23 protein-coding genes are annotated in these 18,470 nt (G+C 59.9%); 9 read left to right on the top strand and 14 right to left on the bottom strand.

Going from position 1 to position 18,470, the window contains the following annotated elements; genetic code table 11:
- Positions 1-24 precede the first annotated feature (24 nt).
- From ACIOTN_RS02180 to ACIOTN_RS02155, 6 genes are all read right to left on the bottom strand, one after another.
- Entirely contained in the window at positions 25-1,245 is a 1,221-nt protein-coding gene (locus ACIOTN_RS02180) for a mechanosensitive ion channel (protein WP_133833686.1), read from the bottom strand.
- A gap of 294 nt (positions 1,246-1,539) precedes the next feature.
- The gene (locus ACIOTN_RS02175; RefSeq protein ID WP_105657548.1) at positions 1,540-1,971 is read right to left on the bottom strand and encodes an OsmC family protein; all 432 of its coding nucleotides are present in this window, start codon (positions 1,969-1,971) and stop codon (positions 1,540-1,542) included.
- 31 nt (positions 1,972-2,002) lie between these two features.
- Positions 2,003-2,437, bottom strand: coding sequence for a GNAT family N-acetyltransferase (locus tag ACIOTN_RS02170; RefSeq protein ID WP_166650724.1), 435 nt, complete (start codon positions 2,435-2,437; stop codon positions 2,003-2,005).
- A gap of 121 nt (positions 2,438-2,558) precedes the next feature.
- Positions 2,559-3,353, bottom strand: a complete 795-nt coding sequence (locus tag ACIOTN_RS02165; protein ID WP_166650723.1) for an alpha/beta fold hydrolase — start codon at positions 3,351-3,353, stop codon at positions 2,559-2,561.
- A complete protein-coding gene (locus tag ACIOTN_RS02160) occupies positions 3,344-4,063 on the bottom strand; it encodes a lysoplasmalogenase (protein ID WP_402734754.1) in 720 nt (239 codons plus the stop codon). The genes ACIOTN_RS02165 and ACIOTN_RS02160 overlap by 10 nt, the downstream gene beginning before the upstream one ends.
- A gap of 60 nt (positions 4,064-4,123) precedes the next feature.
- Positions 4,124-4,810: a VOC family protein gene (locus ACIOTN_RS02155; RefSeq protein WP_402734753.1), complete on the bottom strand. Its 687-nt coding sequence runs from the start codon at positions 4,808-4,810 to the stop codon at positions 4,124-4,126.
- Positions 4,811-5,136: 326 nt separating this feature from the next.
- Between ACIOTN_RS02155 and ACIOTN_RS02150 the strand changes: the two genes are divergently transcribed.
- From ACIOTN_RS02150 to ACIOTN_RS02140, 3 genes are all read left to right on the top strand, one after another.
- Positions 5,137-7,197, top strand: coding sequence for an FAD-dependent oxidoreductase (locus tag ACIOTN_RS02150; protein WP_402734752.1), 2,061 nt, complete (start codon positions 5,137-5,139; stop codon positions 7,195-7,197).
- A gap of 128 nt (positions 7,198-7,325) precedes the next feature.
- Positions 7,326-8,213 carry a GNAT family N-acetyltransferase gene (locus ACIOTN_RS02145; protein ID WP_402734751.1) on the top strand — a complete coding sequence of 296 codons (888 nt, stop codon included), beginning with the start codon at positions 7,326-7,328 and terminating at the stop codon, positions 8,211-8,213.
- Positions 8,210-8,704, top strand: coding sequence for a DinB family protein (locus ACIOTN_RS02140; protein ID WP_402734750.1), 495 nt, complete (start codon positions 8,210-8,212; stop codon positions 8,702-8,704). Before ACIOTN_RS02145 ends, ACIOTN_RS02140 begins: the two co-directional genes overlap by 4 nt.
- Here ACIOTN_RS02140 and ACIOTN_RS02135 read toward each other — a convergent pair.
- Positions 8,701-9,405 carry a hypothetical protein gene (locus ACIOTN_RS02135; protein ID WP_105657555.1) on the bottom strand — a complete coding sequence of 235 codons (705 nt, stop codon included), beginning with the start codon at positions 9,403-9,405 and terminating at the stop codon, positions 8,701-8,703. The genes ACIOTN_RS02140 and ACIOTN_RS02135 overlap by 4 nt on opposite strands.
- A gap of 183 nt (positions 9,406-9,588) precedes the next feature.
- Here ACIOTN_RS02135 and ACIOTN_RS02130 point away from each other — a divergent pair, with 183 nt between their 5' ends.
- The 3 genes from ACIOTN_RS02130 to ACIOTN_RS02120 are packed head-to-tail and all read left to right on the top strand — an operon-like array spanning position 9,589 to position 10,972.
- On the top strand, positions 9,589-10,020 hold the full coding sequence (locus tag ACIOTN_RS02130) for a hypothetical protein (RefSeq protein ID WP_105657556.1): 432 nt from the start codon (positions 9,589-9,591) through the stop codon (positions 10,018-10,020).
- Positions 10,021-10,025: 5 nt separating this feature from the next.
- Positions 10,026-10,313, top strand: a complete 288-nt coding sequence (locus tag ACIOTN_RS02125; protein WP_105657557.1) for a transcriptional regulator — start codon at positions 10,026-10,028, stop codon at positions 10,311-10,313.
- A 41-nt stretch (positions 10,314-10,354) separates the two neighbouring features.
- Entirely contained in the window at positions 10,355-10,972 is a 618-nt protein-coding gene (locus ACIOTN_RS02120; RefSeq protein WP_105657558.1) for an NAD(P)-dependent oxidoreductase, read from the top strand.
- A gap of 227 nt (positions 10,973-11,199) precedes the next feature.
- Here the strand turns inward: ACIOTN_RS02120 and ACIOTN_RS02115 are convergent, their stop codons facing one another.
- The 4 genes from ACIOTN_RS02115 to ACIOTN_RS02100 all read right to left on the bottom strand — a co-directional run bounded on the left by ACIOTN_RS02115 (position 11,200) and on the right by ACIOTN_RS02100 (position 13,559).
- Positions 11,200-11,961 (bottom strand): isocitrate lyase/phosphoenolpyruvate mutase family protein, encoded by a 762-nt coding sequence (locus ACIOTN_RS02115; RefSeq protein WP_105657559.1) that lies wholly within the window; start codon positions 11,959-11,961, stop codon positions 11,200-11,202.
- 129 nt (positions 11,962-12,090) lie between these two features.
- The gene (locus ACIOTN_RS02110; protein WP_105657560.1) at positions 12,091-12,567 is read right to left on the bottom strand and encodes a GNAT family N-acetyltransferase; all 477 of its coding nucleotides are present in this window, start codon (positions 12,565-12,567) and stop codon (positions 12,091-12,093) included.
- A gap of 69 nt (positions 12,568-12,636) precedes the next feature.
- A complete protein-coding gene (locus tag ACIOTN_RS02105; RefSeq protein ID WP_402734749.1) occupies positions 12,637-13,023 on the bottom strand; it encodes a VOC family protein in 387 nt (128 codons plus the stop codon).
- A 56-nt stretch (positions 13,024-13,079) separates the two neighbouring features.
- Positions 13,080-13,559, bottom strand: a complete 480-nt coding sequence (locus ACIOTN_RS02100) for a GNAT family N-acetyltransferase (protein WP_286172153.1) — start codon at positions 13,557-13,559, stop codon at positions 13,080-13,082.
- A gap of 235 nt (positions 13,560-13,794) precedes the next feature.
- Here ACIOTN_RS02100 and ACIOTN_RS02095 point away from each other — a divergent pair, with 235 nt between their 5' ends.
- On the top strand, positions 13,795-14,088 hold the full coding sequence (locus ACIOTN_RS02095; protein ID WP_105657563.1) for a Fe-S cluster assembly protein HesB: 294 nt from the start codon (positions 13,795-13,797) through the stop codon (positions 14,086-14,088).
- Between the two features lie 180 nt (positions 14,089-14,268).
- Complete coding sequence (locus tag ACIOTN_RS02090) at positions 14,269-14,847, top strand: CDP-alcohol phosphatidyltransferase family protein (RefSeq protein ID WP_166650721.1); 579 nt, start codon at positions 14,269-14,271, stop codon at positions 14,845-14,847.
- Here ACIOTN_RS02090 and ACIOTN_RS02085 read toward each other — a convergent pair.
- Genes ACIOTN_RS02085 through ACIOTN_RS02075 form a run of 3 tightly spaced genes read right to left on the bottom strand, consistent with a single transcriptional unit; the run spans position 14,844 to position 16,660 of the window.
- Complete coding sequence (locus ACIOTN_RS02085) at positions 14,844-15,371, bottom strand: 2'-5' RNA ligase family protein (protein WP_133833671.1); 528 nt, start codon at positions 15,369-15,371, stop codon at positions 14,844-14,846. The two genes, ACIOTN_RS02090 and ACIOTN_RS02085, sit on opposite strands and share 4 nt — an antisense overlap.
- Entirely contained in the window at positions 15,364-15,909 is a 546-nt protein-coding gene (locus ACIOTN_RS02080; RefSeq protein WP_332489187.1) for a GNAT family N-acetyltransferase, read from the bottom strand. Before ACIOTN_RS02080 ends, ACIOTN_RS02085 begins: the two co-directional genes overlap by 8 nt.
- Positions 15,902-16,660 (bottom strand): class I SAM-dependent methyltransferase, encoded by a 759-nt coding sequence (locus tag ACIOTN_RS02075; RefSeq protein WP_332489186.1) that lies wholly within the window; start codon positions 16,658-16,660, stop codon positions 15,902-15,904. The genes ACIOTN_RS02080 and ACIOTN_RS02075 overlap by 8 nt, the downstream gene beginning before the upstream one ends.
- Positions 16,661-17,307: 647 nt before the next feature.
- Here ACIOTN_RS02075 and ACIOTN_RS02070 point away from each other — a divergent pair.
- The gene (locus ACIOTN_RS02070) at positions 17,308-18,456 is read left to right on the top strand and encodes an acetyl-CoA C-acetyltransferase (protein ID WP_402734748.1); all 1,149 of its coding nucleotides are present in this window, start codon (positions 17,308-17,310) and stop codon (positions 18,454-18,456) included.
- Positions 18,457-18,470 lie beyond the last annotated feature (14 nt).

Below are 18,470 nucleotides of genomic sequence, written 5' to 3'. Positions count from 1 at the left end.
TCCCTCAGGTTTTGTGATGCGTGGTTAGATGCCTGGGTTCGATGCCGGTGGCGTCGAGTCCGGGCCATTGGTGGCCTGTTGGGCCTCCATCTTTTTCAGCGTGCGGGCCGCAGCATCACGACCGCCGAGGCCAAAGGCCAGAGCCGCTGCCAATGCTGCGCCAATGACGATTGCGCCGAAGGCCATGTTGATGATCGAATCGGCGATACCCATGTACTTCAGGCCCATCGCCACGAACAGCGCAATTGCCGTGTAGCGGATGATCTTCGAAGCAGTAGTGTCACCCAAGAAGCGGCCAATCACATTGGCGATGACGAAACCTGCGGCGATAATTGCTGCGCCGAAGAGGATCTTGCCGCCCAAGGCCAGGATCTCATTGAGGATATTGGTGATCGCTGGGAAGTTCAGCATCTGGGCCGCCATCACACCGAAGAACAGCACGATAGCAATCTTGACGATGCCAGCGATGATTCCCGAAGCGCTCTTGCCCTCGGGAACTACGCCCCACTGGGCAACAACAGTGTCGGTACCCACGCCGTGGAGGGTGGATTCAAGTAGCTGCCCGACGAACTTGGCAATCAGGATACCCACGGCCAAGAGCGCCAAGGCCATGATGACCTGCGGGATTGCGGTGAAGACCAGCTGCAGCATCTGCTGGGCAGGTACCGAAATTGCCGCGATGCCCAGAACCTGCAGGGCTGATATTGCGACGACTAGCAGGATCAAGGCGAAGACGATGTTGGCAATGATGTCAACGATCTTCGCTTGGGATTCGCGAGACTGAACTTCATCTACTGGTTCGTTGCCTGGGGTGACCTTGCGGACCAGTCCGCTAAAATCGACAGTTCCCAAACCGGTCCTCAGCAGCTGGCGAACGATATTCGCGATGACGTAGCCAATGAAGAAGATGAAGCCCGCACCGATGAGGTTGGGGATGAAGGCCATGACGCCGCCGAGCATGCCCTGCACCGGCGATAGCACTTCGGATAGAGCGAAGACCTGCAGGATTGCCACGAGGCCGAAGAGCCAGACAATCAACCCCGCGACCTTGCCCAGGGATTGGCCTATTTGTTCTCCGTCATTGCCCTGCTTTTGCAGGAACTTCACCCTGTTCACCAGTTTGGCGGCAGCCCAACGAATTATGCGTGCAACTAGCCACGTAATGATGAGGATGATTAGCGCGATGCCAACCTTTTGTAGCATCGACGCCCAGTCGATATTGCCTAAAACGTTCTCAGACTGCATTGCTGCTCCTTCAACGTAGGGACAGTCCGACCCTACGATGAAGGTTCTCCGCTGACTAGGGCAAAGACCCATGCTCCCAGCTTGAATCATTGGACTTTCACAGCTCGAATTGCGAAAAGCTGACTATATCCCGATGTATTCAACGAATTCCGAATAATAAGACCTTGCCGACAACTGATCCACGCAATGTTAGAAAGTTCGCGGTTGCGTCCAAACCCGTGAATTGCCATGGAAGCTATTGCGGATTCAGCCATTGACCTTTAATAATCCGGGAATTGCCGGAAGTCCCGCTACCTAGTTGATGACTTCGCTCCGCACGGAAGCGCCCAGTTCAACGGTGCGGGAGACGGTGCAGTATTTGTCATGCGAAAGCTTGACGATGCGCTCCACCATGCTGGCTGCCTTGCGGCCTTCCTCGGTATCGGGGAACTTCAAATCGAAACCAAGATGGATGTCCTCCATCCGGCTCGCCGAGTTCTCAGAGACCTTGTAGCCGCCCGCTTTGACTTCGAATTTCTCAGGCTCGCTTCTCCTGGTGGTCGCCACATCAACATCAATTGCGGAACATCCTGCGATGGCAGCAAGCAGCAACTCCACCGGGGTTAGCAATCCTTCGCCCTGGCCGAATTCTAGGCTGGCTCCCGATTCGAGGCTAGTGGCCCTGTACTTGCGTGCCTCGACGCGTTCGATGCTGACTTCACGGATCTCACGGCTATTTTCACTCATGAAACTATCGTGCCACGATCCAGGCTGAAGACTACACGTGGCGCAATACGACTCGTTGCGGCGACGATGCAGATTCCCCGGGCACAGGCACGAATCCGCAGTCGCCAAAGAACGCAATGGCAGGCTGGCGCTGGCAATCGAGATGAACGCTGATCCCGGGAATGCTGGCGATGATTTCATCCAGCAGGATGCGGCCCACACCCTTCTGGCGATCAGTGTGCCTCACCCAGAGCAGTTCGATGCGTGTACTGCTCCATGCCGCAAAGCCAACAATGCGTCGACCATGCTGGGCAATCCTGACTGAGACCGATTGGCTATAGACAGCTTCCAGGGCGACGGCCACCGCATCAATATCAGCAGCCGAGAGGAAGTCTCCCCGGCGTTCCACCGAACTGCGCCAAATGTCGAGCAGGTCAGGCACTTCATCCACGCTCGACAGCTCGCGCAGCAGGAGAGTCTCTTCCATGCCATATTCCTTCATGCTCAAGCGAATCCGTACTTGCTGATTCGAAATGTAGCCGGGTGCCAGCGATTCCTCAAGTTTTCATGGATCGTTGCGGCACACCAGCATGCGGTTTTTCCCCGGCTCAAGCCGGCTCGTTCATGCGGCCCGTGCGGTGTGCCCAGTCCCGCAATTCGGCCGCGGCCTGCTCGGGCTGCTCAAGGTGCACGTTATGCCCTGCAGAATCAAGCACGCGGATCCTCATCGAGGGGTACCGGCGCGATAGCTGCTCTGGATCCCGGTATCCGGTGATGTGGTCTTGTTTCCCGCACAGGATGGTTACCGGAATATCCAGCTGGCGTTTACGCTCCACGGGCAGAGGATCCAGGAAGTAGCGCTTGGATAGCTTGGCCATAGAGCGCAAGTTCGCGCAGTCCAGCCCGGGCAGCACCCACTGCGCGAAGCTCTGCCACGCCTGCTGCGATTGCACCACGGCAATATCGGAGAATTGCTGTGCTTGGCGGGGATCTATCCGGGCCAACAGCCCGGGATCCTCTACGACTACCTGCGCTTCGGGCACAGTGCGCCGCGAGGCATCGGGAAAGACCACTGGGGCCAGGAGGAATAGTCCTTGGGCCTGGCCGGGAAACCTGTCGGCCATCTCCTGGCAGAGCAAGGCGCCAAGAGAGTTGCCCAGCAGTGCGAACGGCCCCTCTCCCGCGGTTTGCCTGATCAGTTCCTCCAACCAGTTTGCAAGTTCTGGCAGTCCCCCGGGGTTCCCTAGCGGTGGACAGGTTCCGAAGCCGGGCAAGTCGACGTAGTGCAAGTCGAAGATCTGCGCGTTGGCCAGCTCTGCTTCCAGCGGCTTGAGGATACGGTGGTCTACCCCGTTGCCATGCACCATGAACAACGGGATCCTGCTCTTTGGGGCTACTCGCATTTCACCGTGCTCTTCTCCTGTGCCTCGCGCTGGCTCGCAGCGTAGCTGATCATCCATTGGCCAGCTACGTAGGTGAGCATAATCCAGAATCCCATTCCGGGGACATCGATATCCGCAAATGAGCGCAGCGCGATCAAGGAATCGGAGAGGAAGAATATTGCGCCGCCGAAGCCTGCGATCGGACCCAGCCCGGTACTGAGGATGGCCATCATCGTCAATGCCAAGCCATAGATGATCACCGGGGCGAGCAGCACTCCCGCACTGGGTGAGCAGAGGACCAGCAGCAGGGCAAATGCGGCAAGATAAGGAAGCGGCATCCACCAATGGCGCAGTATCGAAGATTTCCAGTATCTTGCCAGAGCGGCGATGTAGAAGAACTGCGCAACCAGGAATGCGCTAACCATGGCCAGGAATGCAGAATCGCCGTCCATGAACCGGGGCAAGGTGTCACCGACCCACGAGAAGAAAAGGGCTATGAGCACCAGCCGGACCAGTGTGCCACGCGGCGAGGTGGTGAGGGCGAGAACCGTTCCTGCCAACAGCGGCATCAGCAGGATCTGCGTGGCGTCCGCCAGCAGCCCCGAAGGCCACAACAGTTGTGCCAGCAAATGGGTGGCAGTTGCGAGCAGGAGCGCCAGAGCCGCGATCCCGCGGCGTGACTGCCCCGGGATCACCGCAACGGTGTGCTCATTGCCTAGGTGTGGTTGCACTTTCTTCCTTGGGTAGTGCCGATAATTGCGTTTAGCGGCCTCGGGGCGTTGCCGGATCCGTCACCGGTTGGAAGCCGACGGGGCCAGGACGCAGAATTCATTGCCCGAGCGGTCCTGGAATACCCGCCATGGCAGCGTACCCCACGGACGGTCCAGTTCCTTGCCGCCCAATGCGCAGATGATTCCCAACGCGTCCTCCATGCTCTCGGCCTGTTCGAGACGCAGGTCCAGATGGATCGCATTCTTCCCCGCAGTCTTGGGTGAAGCCTCCCGGACAAGGACCAGCCGCGGGCCCGCGCCTGATGGATGAGCCAGAACCGCTGGAGACCGCGCAACGATGTCCCAGCCCAGCAGCTGCTTCCAGAATTCTGCATCTCCAGCCGGGTCAACGCAGGCCAGTTGCAGGGCTTCAAGCACCAAGCCGCTTGCGTCCTGGTCGTGGGCACGGAGCAGAAATTCGTTGCCTGCGGCATCGAGCCTGGACTCCATGGCATCCGGGTGCCGATCGCCAAGACGTTCGCTGAAATGGGTGCCGGATCCGAGGATCAGGTGCACGCGCTGTTGAGCACGGTCCGGGTCCCGGACAGCGGGGAAGCACAAATCCAGGTATCTCGGTCCGGCCAGCTGCAGCCGGGTTTCATAGCCGTCGGCGTTATCGGTCAGCATCTGGCATTTGAGCAGGGTCTCCCAGAATTCCCCTTGCTGTTTCGGGCTTTCGGCATCGAAGACGATATTTTCCCAGTACATGCTTCCAGCCTACCGCTGGTGTGATTCAGGTCACTTCGCGCATTCGTTGAACCGGCCAATAATATCCACATGTGGAAATTGATTATCGTTGACTTAGGCAATGGAAACAAGAATTCTTTTCGCAGGATTTCCACAAGAATTAGTTGCAATGCTAATTTCTAACACCATGATTACATGCTTGAATTTGAGCAAGTTGTTTATCTTAGTGCCATTAATTCCGATTCCAAGATTCTCCTGGCGGAAATTGGAGCATTTTCCGCCGGTGTTATGTTGCCATGAGCAACACGGATTTTCCCCACCTGATGTCAGAAGGCCGGATCGGGCCTATGAGCACCGCCAACCGCATTGTCCTTCCCGCTATGGACATGAACGTTTCCGAAGGCGGTGAAATCGAGCAGTCGGAAATCGACCACTATGTCGCGCGTGCCGCCGGCGGAGCCGGACTTGTCATCACCGGCGCATGCGCTATCGCCTTCCCTTACGGAGCGGCCTCGATGAAGGAACCGGGACTGTCAGACGACAAGTACATCCCGGGCATCAAGGCACTAGCCGACGCCATCCACGCTGCAGGCTCCAAGCTGTGCATCCAGTCCACCCACCATGGCAAGGTAGCGCGCGTAGACACCGCCAACGGACGTCCAGTCATGGCGCCGAACAAGCCGGACTACAGCTACTCCATGAGCGCGCTGGCCGACTGCACCCCCGAGGAACTCGCGAAGATGGGTGCTGCCACCAAGGGCAAGCAAGCCAGCTACCACGAGATGGCCCAAGAGGACATCGACTGGCTGATCGCCGCATGGGCCGACGCGGCAGAACGCGTAGCCAAGGGCGGAGCAGACGCCATCGAGATCCACGCGGCGCACGGATACATCCTTGGCGTCTTCTTGAACCAGCGCGATAATCTGCGCACCGACCAGTACGGCGGCTCGCTGGAGAACCGTGCCCGCCTGGCCTGCCAGGTCATCGCCGCCGTCAAGGAACGTGTGGGAGATTCCTTGGCGATCCTGGTGCGCGTAGCCGGAGAGGAATACGGCCAGGAAGGCGCGTTGAGCCTTGCCGAATCCATCGAGGCGTCCAAGATGTTCGAAGCCGCAGGCGCTGACGGCATCCACGTGACCGGTTGGGGACGCAACCCCTTCGACAACTTCACCGACGGGCCGCTGCCGAACAAGGTCGGGGCCTACCTGGAGAATGCCGCAGAGATCAAGAAGCATGTTTCCATTCCGGTGATCGCCGTGGGCCGCATGCTCCCGGACATTTCCGAGAAGGCGATCGCCCAGAACAAGGTGGACTTCGCTGCCATGGGACGCCAGCTGCTGGCCGACCCGGAGCTTCCCAACAAGCTGCGCGACGGAAAGCTTGACCAGGTGCGCCCATGCATCAATTGCTACCTGTGCGTGGCGGAGAACTTCTTCGATGACACCCCGTTCTGCGCAGTGAACCCGGCACTGGGTAACGAGAAGCTGCTGCCGTTGAAGCCGGCAAGCGCCTCGAAGCATGTGGTTGTCGTTGGCGCGGGCCCTGCGGGCATGGAGAGCGCACGCGTGCTCACCGAGCGCGGGCACCGGGTGACCATCGTCGACAAGGCCGACCGCTTGGGCGGAACCATGTGGTTCTCCACCATGACCACCCCGGATAACGAGCGCCTGCTGCGCTGGTTGAAATCCGAGCTCAAGCGCCTGCGGGTTGCGGTGAAGCTCAATACCCCAGCCACCGCGGAAACCATCCGCGGGCTGAACCCCGACCACGTCATTGTCGCTACCGGCGCCGTGCGCCCGAAGCCGGACATGCCAGGCGGCGACCTGCCCAACGTGCAGACCGGCGACACCCTGCGCGCCATGATGCTGGGTACCGCTACAGCCGAGGAAGCCGGACTGGTGCTGAGCACCATGGGCAAGCTCGGACGACTCTCGGGCTTGACCAAGTCCCCGGAATTCGTCCGCCAGTTCACCAAGTTCTGGCTGCCGATGGGCAAGGACGTTGTAGTCATCGGCGGCTCGCTGGTGGGACTGGAACTGGCCGAGTTCCTGGCCGAGCGCGGCCGCAACGTCACTCTGGTCCATGAGAGCCGGCAGCTGGGCTTGCCGCTGGCCATGCCGCGCCGCTGGACCGCCGTCAAGGAGAATCTCGCGCATGGCGTCAAGATCCACCGCAATGTCTCGGTCACCCGCATCACCGAGAAGACCGTGGAATGGACCGAAGGCGAAGAGCAGTTCAGCGCCCCGGCCGACATGGTCATCTACGCCGATGGCACCACCAGTGCCGCGCCGGTAGCCGATCAGCTGCGCGGTGCCGGATTCAGCGTCGATGTCATCGGCGATGCCAGTGCGGTCAACTACATCCACGGTGCCGTGCATTCTGCGTGGAAGGCCACCGCCAACCTGTAGTCCGATGCAACTTGCACGCCCATAGGCAGCGGGCCAGCAGCATCCGGCGGATGCTGCTGGCCCGCTGCCTGCCGCGAACCCTTGTCCCATGGCAGGCCCAGTGCTTGAATGGGCCAATGGGCCTTAGAATGCTTACCCCCGCCGCGGCGCAGGTTGCCGACCTCGTCGATGAGCTCGCCAGCTGGCAACGCGATGGCCTGCCCCTGCAGCTGCATCCCGGGGATGTGGGCTGGTACGCAATGCGGGGTCTGGAAATCACTGCGCAAAGCCTGCGGGTCTGGGCGGATCGCGAATCGATTTATGCCATTGGCCTGCTCGATGGCCCGGATCTCATGCGAATGGCCCTGCATCCGGACTACGTCGGCATCCAGCCGCTGGCCGAGCAGATCCACACCGACCTCCTCTCGCCGCAACAGCGGATCTTCCCTTCCTCATCCGCCAGCATCGAAGCCCGCGGCGCGACGGCCTTGGGCCAGGTCCTGCAGGCCAACGGGTGGGTTCCGGGCGAAGCATGGACTCCCTTGCGCCGTTCGCTGGACACTCCGGTGCATCTGCCGGAGCTTACCTTTCGGCGGGTCGATTCCGCCCAAGCCAGCCAATGGATGGAAGTCCACCTCAATGCCTTTCGCGGCGCCGATTTCTCAGCAGAAGACTTGGCGCGTGCGGTGCAGCGCTGGCATACCATGGCCAGTACTCCCATCTATGCCCAGGGGCAATGCCTGACCGCCTATGACAGCGACATGAACCCGCTGGCTGTCGCAGCGGTCTGGTCTGCTGGTCCCGGACGGCCAGGGCTGCTGGAGCCCATCGCGGTGCATCCGGCATCCCGCGGCCAGGGGTACGGCACGGCGATCAGCCTGGCGGCCGCTGCAGAACTGCGATCCATGGGAGCATCCAGCGCCTTGGTATGCACTGCCAGCGACAACACTGCCGCCGTTGCCACCTATCTCGCCGCCGAATTCATTGCCGATAACGAATCCTGCGACTGGCATCGCGGGAAGAACGAGGAATCATGAAAGTCTCCGAGCTCCTGTCAGACTTGGCCCAGCGGACAATTGACGCGGCACGCGCGCTACCGAAGCTGGGCAATGAACAGCTCAACGCGCACCCGGGCAACCACCCCAACTCCATTGCATGGCTTCTATGGCATTCAGGGCGCGAAGCAGATATCCAGCTCTCGGCGCTGAGCGGTCAGCCTGAACTCTGGGAGCAGTTCCGGGACCGCTTCAATTTGGGCGAGCTCGGCGATTCGATGGGCTTCGGGCACAGCGCCGAGCAGGCTCGCTCGATCATCGTCAACGACCAGCAGCTGCTCCTGGACTATTTGGAGGCGTGCTTTTCCGCGCTCGGCGGCTACGCCTCAAGACTGCGCGAGGACGAACTCAACGAAATCATTGATCGAAGCTGGGACCCGGCGGTTACCCGTGGGGTGCGCTTGGTATCGATCATTGACGACGCCTCGGTCCATGTCGGGCAGGCTGCCTATGCCGCTGGCGCCTTGGGCTAGGCTGCAGGCAGGCTTTTGGCCCTCTTGGCGATCCACCAGAAGATCACCAGCTGGAGCACCAGTACGATAGCCGAGATGCCGGCATCGCCCCATCCCATCGAATACCCAGCCTGCAAGGTCCCGATTCCACTGGCTACTGGGTAGAACAGCGGCCACAACACCGCGAGGTTGCGCATCATGGCAAAGGCAATCGCGAACAAGATCGCGAAAACACCGAATCCTGCTGCAGCTGCCACCGGAACCGAACCGAGGTGCTGAACCATGAAGCCGAGGCCAGTCAGCGCAATAGCTGGCAACCATCCGAAAGCGCGTTCCCACCGCAGATACAACCATCCAAAGACAAAGAACGGTTCCCACAAGACCAAGAAGTTCGCCGCCAGATGGCTTGCGATATCGGCGCCACTGGCGTTGGCCAAGGTGACCAGCTGGTAGGCGGACCCGGCACCCAGCACCAGGGAAATAGCGAGGGATGCCAGCAGGAGTTTTCTCGTGATCCCCACCCCTGCAAGAGTCTCTCGGCGCCGGTGCAGCACCGTCCAGAGAGGGACAAAGGTTCCGAAGACCAAAATGCCGAGCCAGAGAAAAAGGCTATCAATCGCGGTCCCCGCGTAGTAGCACAGGGAAAACGCCAGCAACGTGGCCAAGGCAATGAGCGTATCGGCTTCAGGTCGCCACGCGAATGCACTCCGACGGTGATCCATGGCTGTTTCAGATCGAGCAGAAAAAGCATTCATGTTGACGTGCCTCGGTGCCGTGGGTGGTTTAGCTGGCTCCGTCCGAGAATAGCAGTTCCTCAACCGTCCGATCATAAAAAGCATGAACAGATACGGAATTGAAACAAAATACTACTTGCAAATATTGCAACTAGTTGCAAAGATTGAGGCATGAGCCAAGATTCCAGTTCATCCACCCCGCTATCGCCCGGCAAGGCGCAGCAACTGCTGGGCTCGGTCCCCCACCGCCCCCGCCGCGAACTCAAGGCCGTCGATCACGCGATAGCGATCTTGGTTGTTGCCGCATCATTGGCGGCAGGACTACTGGCGCTGTCCGGATACGGTTGGATCTCCATAGCGCCAGCAATTATTGCCTTTTTGTCAGCGAATCACTGGTTCGCTGCGCGGCAGCGCCGCATCAATGAACCGCGTTATCCCGGTGCCCGCACGATCCTGGCCATTTTTGCCACCTGGTTGCTCCTGCCTATTTGGCGAAGCATCGTCCATCATGAAACCGCACCTTGGCCTGAAGCGCTGCTGCTGGGAGGCTTCGCACCGATGCTGTGGCTTGGCTACTATCTCTTCCTGTTAATTCGGCGCTGAGCTCCATGAATTACCAAGAACTTGATCCCTTGCTTCTGGCGCCCAAAAGATTCGTTACGCTGGCGCATCTGAGCCAAGTAGAACAGGCGGATTTCGCTGGACTCCAAGCAGCCACGGGGCTGTCCACCGCCGACCTTTCAAAGATCCTCAAGGATCTGGAAAATCGTGAACTAATCCACCTGTCAAAGGAACGCAAAGACCGCTACGGCATCACCCTCGTGTGCCTGTCGGAGAGTGGCCAGCGCACCTTCAAGAAACTGATGAAAACTCTCAACCGTATTGCGGGAGAATAGTGCGGGGCACCTGATGCCTTCACACTTCAAGGAAAGAACTCATGAAACTCGTTATTATCGGTGGCAACAGCGGAACCGGCGCTGCGCTGGCTGAACTCGCCCGCCAGGCATCCCATGAAGTTACCGTCGTCTCGCGAAGCGGTTCCCGCACCGCGCATGGGCAAATAAATCAGCTCAACGGCGATGCCTCTGATCCTGAATTCGCGGTGCAGGCGATTGCCGGCGCCGACGCCGTAGCTATCACCGTGGGTGGCAGCAAGGGAAAGAAAAATGCCCGCACCAGCGTGACACGCAGTGTTATCCACGCGATGCAGGCGAACGGTCCCCAGCGCCTGCTGATCCAGTCTTCCCTGGGCGCCGGAAACTCCGGTTCGCAACTTCCCGGCGTCATCGGTCTCATCTCCAAAATGCTATTGGCCAAGCCTTTGGCCGACCACACCGAGCAGGAAAAGCTAGTGGAAGATTCTGGCTTGGATTGGAGCATTGTGCGCCCCACCGGATTGGGCAGCAAGCCTGCCCTCGGCAAGTGGACCGCACTGCAAGTTGGTGAACCAGGCCGGCTGGGTGGAAGCATCACGCGTGATGATCTTGCCGCGTTCATGCTCGAAACACTTCAAAGCAACCAGAGCATCAGCAAGGCCTACGGCATCAGCAACTAATTCGGCTGCGGAAAGCCAGGGGCCCCTGACGCCCGTTTGGTGCGGGCCAGTCCCGGCAATGCCGGAGCCTGCCGCCAAGGCGAAATACCCTGACGGCAGATTTTCCAAGTATTCACAGAACTGAAATGTCCTGGGAGGTGCCGGACTGTGCCCGGGTTGCCGTTCCTCGTTGCAACCAGCGTGCGGCCGTCGCCCGCCTGGCGCGCACTGCCTGATCCGGGGAAGGCCTAGAGCCAAGCTCCGAGCTGCTTGCCGGACATCTCCGCCAACCACATTTGCCACAGCGGTCCGAAGCTCACGCGACGAACCCCTAGCTCACGCAAGGCTGCGAGGTCACCGGCCGGGTGCGCGTTGACTGGGTGGGCCGTCACGTTCACCGGAATGCTGACTGCTTGCACGACCTGAGCAACCTGATCGGCATTGGCCAGGGCCACCGGATACACGCTACGCGCACCAGCCTGCTCCATCAGCTTGATGCGCTCGATTGCCTCGCCCAGCGGGTCTGCGAACTTATCGGCCAGCTTCACTGCATCGGTGCGTCCGTTGATCACGAATTCGATGCCTGCTGCATCTGCTGCTTGGCGGACGCCGTTAATGTAGTCCGCATGCTCATGGCGTTCACGGACACGGCCGCCTTCACGGTGGAGAACATCTTCGATATTCACGCCGACAGCGCCCGCTGCCGCAACGCGTTCGAAGAGTTCCTTCGGATCCAGGCCGTAGCCGGATTCAACGTCAGCGCTGACCGGCACATCGACACTGCTGGTGATTCGCTGAACCGCGGCCAGATAGTCTGCGAAGTCCATCTTCTCGCCATCTTCACTGCCCAAGGCATCGGCGACGGGGTGGCTTCCGACAGTCAGCGAGGCGAAGCCAGCGGATGCCGCGATGTTGGCGCTGAAGGCATCCCACACGGTTGGCATGACCAGCAGTTCACCTGAGGCGTGCTGCTTGGCGAGGTTCTGGGCGAGAGCTGAAATTTCAGTCAAGGATATCTCCTAGAGTCGTGACGGAATCCACCCAGTCTACGGCTCGGAGTCCACGATGGAAACAACTGGAAGATGAACTCCCAGGATTCGGCATGAGCGCTGGAACCAGGCATCATTTCAATCCTATTGCTACTTGCCAGGTAGCGGTTTAACCATGGTCAAGCAGGGCGTCCCAGCTCCCCAGAGGCTAGTTTCCTCCAGGGGAAGGAAGCCCTGCTTTTCATAGAATCGCCGAGTTTTCGCGTAGCCGGCATCCGGGTGCGAAGGACCCAGGGTCTTGACCTGCAAGAGCTGCACTCCGCCGGCGAGCGCCTCGGCTTCAATGGCTGCGCACAAAGCCGAACCGATTCCACCGCCGTGGTATCCACGGTCGACCACCATCAGATGGATCTCAACGGAGTGGTGGTAGTGCCGTTCTGCCAAGAGCACACCGAGCACTGCGCCTTGGGCATTGCGAACGGTCCAGGTTTCCTTGGTCCGCGCGGACTGGATGTACTCTGCGTTTGATTCAGGTTGGCCAAACCATTCAGGAACGGTGGCAAGCAACCGCGCAACGTCGTCTGGCACGGGATGGTCCCTGGTTGCTGCAAAGCTGGATTGTTCCACGATGGCTCCTGACCGGATAGTACTTGCGCTAGCTAGATCACGATGGCTCCTGACCGGATAGTACTTGCGCTAGCTAGATGGGGTCACGATTTCCAGACGATTCCCGAAACCGTCGCGGGCATGGAACCGCAGATATCCTTCAAAGGTTTCGCGCTCTGCCCAAGACAGTTCATAGCCCATGGAATCGATACGGCCAGCGAGGGTTTCCCACTCCTCTACCGAGTCGCAGACCATTCCAGGATGCGCTTTCTTGGCTGGAATGAATGGATCGTCTATGCCCAGATGGATTTCCGCCACAACGGCATCTGCGTTGAAAGCGCGGAACCAGCAACCTCCCCTGCCGGCAAGGGAAGGCGGCTTGGGGACTTCGCTTAGGCCCAGGGCTTCGCCGTAGAACCGGCGGGCTTCAGCTTCCTGGCCGCGTGGCATCGGCAACTGAACGTGATGGAGTCTCATCTGGGCCTTCCTCGTCGCTGTTGCTGCCAATATACCTGCAAGGAGACTGCCCAGGGCTAGGTTCGGCCAATATTGAAGATCAGGGTTTCAGCCCGTGCTGCGTCACTGTCTGGATCTTCAACCCGGCGTCCTTCCAGCTTGAATCCGGTCTTTTCAAGGACTCGGATGGAAGCTGCGTTTCTCGCATCGCAGGTTGCACTGATCCGTTCCAAACCAAGATCCTCGAATCCCCGACGGAGCAGGAGTCCAGCGGTTTCGGTGGCGTATCCGTTTCCCCAGTATTCTCGATTCAGGGTGTAGCCGATCTCCCCTGCCTTGGCTTTCCGGTCGGTGACCCACACCGACGCTGAACCGATGAGAACATCACCGAGCATGACCGCCTGCAGGACCCTATGCGGTTGCTCGAGCAGTGCATCGGCGAGAAATTCCCGGGTGTCGGCCAGTTGGTTGGGTCCCCATGTCGAGTACTGGCACACCACTGGGTCAGCGGCAAAGGCATGGATTGCAGGCAAGTCCTGCGGTTGAAAATCAGCCAAGCGTATTCCGTGCCCAGCGGCACTCCTGCCGCTGGCTGCCTGAGCATCGCGCATTATTTCTCCTTTGCAGGGCAACGCCAGTCTATGTGTTGGGGCGGACCCTATCGGGCTGGCGGGGTTCAAGTCCAAGCATGTTGCGCAGCTGTTAAGCGGTGTTGAGATTCGTTGCGTTTTTTGGAATCGTGGCACCCACATGCCCTGAACTTGGTATGTCCTCAACCGGAAGGAGAGCCTCGTGCTCGCACTGACCGACCAAGCAGCATCGATCGTGACCGCGATCGTCACCAACCAGGCCGAGGAAGAAACCGCTGGTCTGCGCATCATGCAGGCAGACAGCACCCACCCGGAAGATGCCGCTTTCGGCCTGCAGATTGTCCCCGCTCCCGAAAGCACCGACGGCGTCGTGGCTTCCGAAGGCAGCCCAGTCTACGTGGATGAAGCGATTGCCGACGCTTTGGAGGGCAAAGTACTCGACGCGGCGGTGGATGAGCAGGGTGGCGTAAGCTTCCAGCTCCTTGAGCAGGGCTAATTCTGCACCCTGCCCTTTAACTTTGGCTGCGGGGGTCGTCCTTCGGGACGGCCCCGCAGTTCGTTAACAATCTCCCTGCACCGGTACGCTGGACGGATCATATTTGCAGGCCAGATGCCCCGCACCCTTGTATATTGCGACGCAGTGCGTCATCGTTCAACTAAGGGAAAGGGGAAAGCAGTGGAAACGCGCGCGGTACGCAAGCATGAGTGGGCGACGATTCCGAACGCCATCACGATTATTCGCTTTCTCCTGGTGGTTCCCATCGTCGGCTATTTGCTGGCCGATACCGAACCGGCACTGACAGCGGTTCTGCTTCTCGCCTTCGGCTTGAGCGACTGGGTTGACGGGTTTATTGCCCGCAAGTTCAATCAGGTTTCGCATCTGGGCGTCCTGCTGGATCCCATAGCTGATCGTTTGGGCATCGTGGCTATCGCGATCGCCCTGGTGGCCAATGGGGCGATCCCCTTATGGGTTGGCCTGGCCATTTTCATCACCGACCTGATCCTGCTGTGCACCTATTTCTTCTTGCGCCTGGGCTCCCCGCCAGCTTCCACGTGGCTGGGAAAGATCCGCACCGCCATCATGATGCTGGGGCTGGCCTGCGTGGCGTGTGGCAGGATCCCCGATTTTTCGGTGCTGGCAACACCGGGCGTAGCCATTTTGACTGCCGGTACGGTGCTGCATTTATTTGTCGGGTTCGGCTATCTGCGCATCATGCGTGCTTCTGCCAAAGAGCAAGCTGCATCGGCCAGCTAGTCGCGGTTTTCCTGCTGCATTGCTCCGGCCAGGAGCGTCAGTTCGGGTATTCGCGGCTTCCACAAGGCTGCCCGGCAGGCAGTCAGTTCCCTGAGCTGCGTTGAGGCCAGCTCTTCAAGTGCCCGGATATAGTCGGGAACAATTTCGCGTGGCAGCCGCAACCCCATGGTCAGGTGCGGGGTCCACCGCGGTCCCCGCCCATCGGGATTCAGCGCGCTGATTTCCCGGGCTGCCATTTCCAAGGCATCCGTGGTTTCCAGCAGCCACGCAACCGTCTGCTTGCGCTTCGTGCCAAAGACAATAGTGCCCACCCGTTGGAAGCTCGCGGGGATGAGCGCAGGCAGTAATTCTGCCGCCCGCTGCGTCACGACCTCGCTCATGCTGGGCGAAAAGGTAATGGTGATATGCGGAGTCTGGTGTTGCGCGGGGAAGCCGCGCATCTCCAACTGGGCAAAGACCTCCTGCACTTGCTGCTCCTGCTCTGCTGGAAGGTGCAGCAAAATGTTGTCCGGGGACCTACTCATCAAGGTTCTCCTTCCTCATGCTGGTGATCTGGCGCGACCACGTGCGCGCCCATGACTGCTTGTCCCCCACCGCGTAGGTGCTGATTTCTCCGGTCGGCGCATAACCAAGGCTCTTCCAAAACGGTTCAACTTCAGCAGCATTTGCATCGACTATCGAAATCCGGCAGGCGGTGATCAACGGATGATCCTGGATCACATCGAGCACCGCTTCATGGATCTGCTTCCCCAGGCCCCGTCCGTGCCTGGCACCATCGACCATGAGCAATCCGATGTGGACCGTATCTGGTCTGGGCCAGCCGACGATCAGATCCGCGAATCCGGCCAGTTCTTCGCCTTCCCATAGGCCAAGATCAATTTTCTGCTCGGATTGCGCCTTCGGTGGCAGGGCGCTCAATGCCTGAACTGCGGCGTCGGATGCGGGGCCGGCGCCGGTGACACGTTGGGAATATCCCGGGTTGCTTTCCATCAGCCGTTGCAGGCACGCTGAATGCTTGATGGAAAGCAGGGTAACCGGCAACTTGGAAGGTTGCCTATCCATGAGCAGTTTCCCCGTCCACTCCCCTGATCGCTTCAGCTTCGAAGATCATCAGTGGTTGCTCTCCGTTGAAGCGGTTCTTCTGCCAGTCACCCCAAATTGCGCGAATATTGAACCCTGCGGCAACTAGATCTGCACTGATCTGCTCGGCGCTGCGGAAAGCCAGGTCCAGCTTTTCGACCAGTACTTCCTGCGAGTGCTCAATCTTGACATAGGACGTCAAGCGCACGAGTCCCACGCTGGTTTCTTCCGCATCGCACCATTCGGTCAGCGGACCGAATTGCGTGTCCCGGGTTACTGCTTCTTCGTCATTCCATGTCTCCCAGGCGCGAGTCGATGGGTTCCTGCTTTCAAAGGCCAGCACGGCCCCGGTCGCCGCGGCAGCGCGTAGTTGTTCTAGGGTTTGCGCCCACTGCGGATCCGGGATGTGCTGGGCTACGTTGCCGGTCATCACCATCAGGTCAAAGGGTCCGCCGTCGATTGCCGAAGCGTCGCCGTCAATCCATGTGACTTGCTCAGCGTTGGGTCGTTGCCTGGCGTAGTCCATCATTACCGGTGAGGGGTCAACTCCAACGACAGTTCTTTGCGCAATGGCAAGCGTAATCGTCAAAAGGCCGGTGCCGGAGCCGAGATCCAGAATCCGGTTCGCTTTGGTTCCAGCCGCTAAGGCACGGTAATAGTCATGATCCGGTCCGTCGGGATTATCCGTATCGTAGAGCGCAATGATTCGTGGATCGTAGTCAGCGAAGCTCACTTGGGCCTATTCCGTTCTCAAAATTTCCGTCGAGGTGCAGCGTGCTCCATCAATTCTTGCATTGCCTAGGTGCAGCCCGCCCATTGGCAAGTACTTCCATCAGGCGTGTTCAATTCGCCGGACACCACGCCGAGTACTCGCGCCAACACCGAGGGCACCGCGCTCCTGCTTTGACCTTCCAGGACTCCAGCCTTGGCAAAGCGCGGAACCGAATTGGCTGCCTTCCATGCCCTGTCTCCACCTGGCAGCACCCGGAATCACGCCACGAGTTGACCGCGGCCTTGGGCACCGCAGGTCCAGCGGAGGCCGGATGAGTCCCGGCAATGGTTGCAGGCTTCCCGAAGCAAAAACGATCAGACGGTCTTGTGCCCGTGACTCGGCGACGTTTAGCAGGTCCGGGTTGGGGTCGCTGAACCTGGACTGGGCGCTATTCCGGTCGCAGGCAATTTCCCGGCTCGCTTCGCCCGCGCATCCGTTTTCCGTTCTGGAGCATATTCCCCAGCCAAGCCGCGCCTATCGGTAGCGAATTTGGAGCTAGTGGCATTTTCCCAAGCCAAGCGTGGCAATTGTGACCTAGACAACCGTTGATGAATTGGGCATTGTTGGTTCAGCAGACGTTTCCTGTCAAAAACTTCCTGGAGGAGCCCATGCCCGAGGCCTACATTATCGATGCGCTGCGTACACCTGTCGGACGCCGGGGAAAGTCTCTGGCGCATATGCATCCGCTGGACCTCGCCGCCGCTCCGCTGGCCGAACTGGTGAACCGCAACAACATTGATTCCGAGCAATACGATGAGGTCATCCTCGGTTGCATCGACCAGCTGGGACCCCAGGCAATGGACATCGCCCGCAACGCATGGTTGGCCGCCGGCCTTTGCGAACATGTCCCCGGGACAACGGTAGAACGCCAGTGCGGCTCCGGGCAGCAGGCGATCTCCTACGCGGCCCAAGCGGTCATGAGCGGAAGCAGCGACCTCGTGGTTGCCGGTGGCGTCCAGTCCATGTCGAGCATTCCCCTGTCCTATTCCAACTCCGCCGCCAAGGACTTCGGCTTCCCCGATCCCTACACCGGCTCCACGCTGTGGGCGTCCCGCTACGGCGAGCAGGAAATCTCGCAGTTCCGCGGCGCAGAGATGATGGCAGAACGCTGGAGCCTCACCCGCACCCAGCTAGAGGACTTCGCTGCGGCCTCCCATGAGCGGGCATTGAACGCCCAGGCGCAAGGATACTTCGACCGCGAGATCCTTGCTTTGGATTCCCTGGCTGCAGATGAGGGGCCACGCCCCGTGGACCGTGCCAAGATGCAGTCATTGGCACCGATTGCCGAAGGCGGCGCGCATACGGCAGCCACAGCATCGCAGATGTCTGACGGCGCCGCGATGCTGCTCATTGCTTCCGAGGCCGCGGTCAAACGCTATGGGCTGAAACCCCGCGCCCGCATCCACCACATCTCGGCCCGAGGCGATGACCCGGTCATGATGCTTTCGGCCCCGATCCGCGCCACCAAGCATGCCCTGGCACGCGCCGGGATGGGCATCGAAGACATGGACCGCATTGAAATCAACGAGGCCTTCGCCGCGGTAGTGCTTGCCTGGCAGCAGGAAACCGGCGCCGACATGTCCAAGGTCAACGTCAATGGCGGCGCCATCGCCCTGGGCCACCCCATCGGTGCCACCGGTGCACGGCTGATGACCTCCTTGCTCCATGAGCTGGAACGCAGCGATACCCGCTTCGGCCTGCAGACCATGTGCGAGGGCGGCGGCCAAGCCAACGTCACCATCATCGAACGCCTCTAGCTACCCGCACCCGC

Origin of the sequence: Glutamicibacter sp. NPDC087661, from assembly GCF_044743275.1 — a bacterium.
Classification (GTDB): domain Bacteria; phylum Actinomycetota; class Actinomycetes; order Actinomycetales; family Micrococcaceae; genus Glutamicibacter.
This window is presented reverse-complemented; position numbering and strand designations above follow the sequence as displayed.

Excerpts from the sequence above, each read along its gene's own strand:
- ACIOTN_RS02180 (WP_133833686.1), bottom strand. The coding sequence starts at position 1,245 with ATGCAGTCTGAGAACGTTTTAGGCAATATCGACTGGGCGTCGATGCTA.
- ACIOTN_RS02175 (WP_105657548.1), bottom strand. The coding sequence starts at position 1,971 with ATGAGTGAAAATAGCCGTGAGATCCGTGAAGTCAGCATCGAACGCGTC.
- ACIOTN_RS02170 (WP_166650724.1), bottom strand. The coding sequence starts at position 2,437 with ATGGAAGAGACTCTCCTGCTGCGCGAGCTGTCGAGCGTGGATGAAGTG.
- ACIOTN_RS02165 (WP_166650723.1), bottom strand. The coding sequence starts at position 3,353 with ATGCGAGTAGCCCCAAAGAGCAGGATCCCGTTGTTCATGGTGCATGGC.
- ACIOTN_RS02155 (WP_402734753.1), bottom strand. The coding sequence starts at position 4,810 with ATGTACTGGGAAAATATCGTCTTCGATGCCGAAAGCCCGAAACAGCAA.
- ACIOTN_RS02150 (WP_402734752.1), top strand. The coding sequence starts at position 5,137 with ATGAGCACCGCCAACCGCATTGTCCTTCCCGCTATGGACATGAACGTT.
- ACIOTN_RS02145 (WP_402734751.1), top strand. The coding sequence starts at position 7,326 with ATGCTTACCCCCGCCGCGGCGCAGGTTGCCGACCTCGTCGATGAGCTC.
- ACIOTN_RS02140 (WP_402734750.1), top strand. The coding sequence starts at position 8,210 with ATGAAAGTCTCCGAGCTCCTGTCAGACTTGGCCCAGCGGACAATTGAC.
- ACIOTN_RS02135 (WP_105657555.1), bottom strand. The coding sequence starts at position 9,405 with ATGGATCACCGTCGGAGTGCATTCGCGTGGCGACCTGAAGCCGATACG.
- ACIOTN_RS02130 (WP_105657556.1), top strand. The coding sequence starts at position 9,589 with ATGAGCCAAGATTCCAGTTCATCCACCCCGCTATCGCCCGGCAAGGCG.
- ACIOTN_RS02125 (WP_105657557.1), top strand. The coding sequence starts at position 10,026 with ATGAATTACCAAGAACTTGATCCCTTGCTTCTGGCGCCCAAAAGATTC.
- ACIOTN_RS02120 (WP_105657558.1), top strand. The coding sequence starts at position 10,355 with ATGAAACTCGTTATTATCGGTGGCAACAGCGGAACCGGCGCTGCGCTG.
- ACIOTN_RS02105 (WP_402734749.1), bottom strand. The coding sequence starts at position 13,023 with ATGAGACTCCATCACGTTCAGTTGCCGATGCCACGCGGCCAGGAAGCT.
- ACIOTN_RS02085 (WP_133833671.1), bottom strand. The coding sequence starts at position 15,371 with ATGAGTAGGTCCCCGGACAACATTTTGCTGCACCTTCCAGCAGAGCAG.
- ACIOTN_RS02080 (WP_332489187.1), bottom strand. The coding sequence starts at position 15,909 with ATGGATAGGCAACCTTCCAAGTTGCCGGTTACCCTGCTTTCCATCAAG.
- ACIOTN_RS02070 (WP_402734748.1), top strand. The coding sequence starts at position 17,308 with ATGCCCGAGGCCTACATTATCGATGCGCTGCGTACACCTGTCGGACGC.